Below are 1544 nucleotides of genomic sequence, written 5' to 3' on the forward strand. Positions count from 1 at the left end.
TTAGTTCCTATGGAAATTTTATTTGAGGATTTTGTAGTTAACTTTATTAGTGACAGTTTTTCAAAAGAACTTAAGGAAGTTACAAAGCAAAAAAGTAATTTATATTTATCTCATTTATATATAAACGATAGTTTTTCACAGAAAGCTTTTAATTTAAGGCAAGATATTTTTATTAAGGATTTAGATGATAATATTTTGATTTTAGATACTAAGTACAAGGTTTTGGATACAAGAGATAAGCCTAAGTTTGGTATAAATCAGGGAGATATGTATCAGATGGCTAGTTATGCTCTTAGGGGTGGATATCAAAAGTTGGCTTTAGTTTATCCAAGGGTAAAAGGATTTGAAGATAGTATTAAGTATGTTATAAAAAGTCCTTTTATGAATGATGAAATTGAGATTTATGTTCATATGTTAAGTTTTGTTATTGATTATGATAAATATTTGAGTATAGATAATCCTATAGATTTATATAGGGAGAATGATACTTTATTATATAAAGAGGTTAAATCTATAATTAAAACTATTTAGTCTTGTTAGGATAGAGATTGCAATTGGATCAGGTTAGTTATGATAAAGGTGTCGTTAAATACGACACCTTTTGGTGATTATAGATTTATTTTATACTAATTATATTTTTAGATAATTCATTAATACTATCAGATAAAATCTGAAGTTTACCTTCTATCCTAACTAGTAAATACATACTAAGGGCAATAGGGAAGCCTACAGAAGCTATCAACGTTTGAATTTCTGAATTCATCTTAAAACACATCCTTTCTATATAAACCTAAAGCTATGCCTAAAGGGGGAGACTTTAAGCATAGCTTTAGGTTTATACTATCCTATAACTAAGTCATAAGGAGTAGTATCTGTAGCAACAACTTTAGCTTCAACAGCTTCTACTAAATTAGAGCCATTTGGAGCAAATATATTTTTAGCAACTATTAAATCCATAACAGCTTTTATTTCAGTTTCTGTTATATCTGCTCTAGGATCATCAACTGATAAAGATATTTTTTTATCATCATCAGCTTTAAAAGTCATAAGTAACTTTTTAGTAAGTTCCATAGGAATACCTCCTTTTATCAAAATTTACTTTAATAGATTATGCACCAAGTATTGTATTATCTTGCTTGATTATATCCATTACAGTATGTTCTTGAAGTGTCATTATAGCTTCACCTACGTCATAGACGTCTTGAAGTAGTGCATCGTGCTTTAAGTAAGAATAAGATTTAATTCTAGTTTTTGTTTTACCATCTACCATGCCTAAATCTAATTTTACTTTTAAGCTTGAAGGATTGTTTATTTCAATAACAGCCATATAGTTTTACCTCCTTTTAAATTTTTTAGAAGATTATTTACTTCTTAACATAAGTATAGGAAATTAACACTTTAGGAGATATTAAAGTACTTTAGAAAAATATTTAAGCAAATACTAAAAGAAATGTAAATTTTGATACTATAAAATGAAACTCCTAGGAACGAATGTTTTATAACTTGATAATAAAAATAGGCATTAAAATAATTATTTTTTTAAG

At 26.9% G+C, this 1544-nt stretch carries 4 protein-coding genes; 1 reads left to right on the forward strand and 3 read right to left on the reverse strand.

Annotated features, from left to right (window positions below; genetic code table 11):
- The coding region (locus tag VLM92_RS05870) for a 5-methylcytosine restriction system specificity protein McrC (RefSeq protein ID WP_331681696.1) at positions 1-531 on the forward strand (531 nt) is incomplete at its 5' end.
- 85 nt (positions 532-616) lie between these two features.
- Here VLM92_RS05870 and VLM92_RS05875 read toward each other — a convergent pair.
- The 3 genes from VLM92_RS05875 to VLM92_RS05885 form a co-directional block, all read right to left on the reverse strand.
- Positions 617-763 (reverse strand): YvrJ family protein, encoded by a 147-nt coding sequence (locus VLM92_RS05875; RefSeq protein WP_325275415.1) that lies wholly within the window; start codon positions 761-763, stop codon positions 617-619.
- 77 nt (positions 764-840) lie between these two features.
- A complete protein-coding gene (locus tag VLM92_RS05880; RefSeq protein ID WP_325275416.1) occupies positions 841-1071 on the reverse strand; it encodes a DUF2922 domain-containing protein in 231 nt (76 codons plus the stop codon).
- A gap of 37 nt (positions 1072-1108) precedes the next feature.
- Positions 1109-1327: a DUF1659 domain-containing protein gene (locus tag VLM92_RS05885; RefSeq protein ID WP_325275417.1), complete on the reverse strand. Its 219-nt coding sequence runs from the start codon at positions 1325-1327 to the stop codon at positions 1109-1111.
- Positions 1328-1544 lie beyond the last annotated feature (217 nt).

This window comes from Romboutsia sp. (genome assembly GCF_035470145.1).
Classification (GTDB): domain Bacteria; phylum Bacillota; class Clostridia; order Peptostreptococcales; family Peptostreptococcaceae; genus Romboutsia_D.

Coding starts and splice junctions, on each gene's coding strand:
- VLM92_RS05875 (WP_325275415.1), bottom strand. CDS start 763: ATGAATTCAGAAATTCAAACGTTGATAGCTTCTGTAGGCTTCCCTATT.
- VLM92_RS05880 (WP_325275416.1), bottom strand. CDS start 1,071: ATGGAACTTACTAAAAAGTTACTTATGACTTTTAAAGCTGATGATGAT.
- VLM92_RS05885 (WP_325275417.1), bottom strand. CDS start 1,327: ATGGCTGTTATTGAAATAAACAATCCTTCAAGCTTAAAAGTAAAATTA.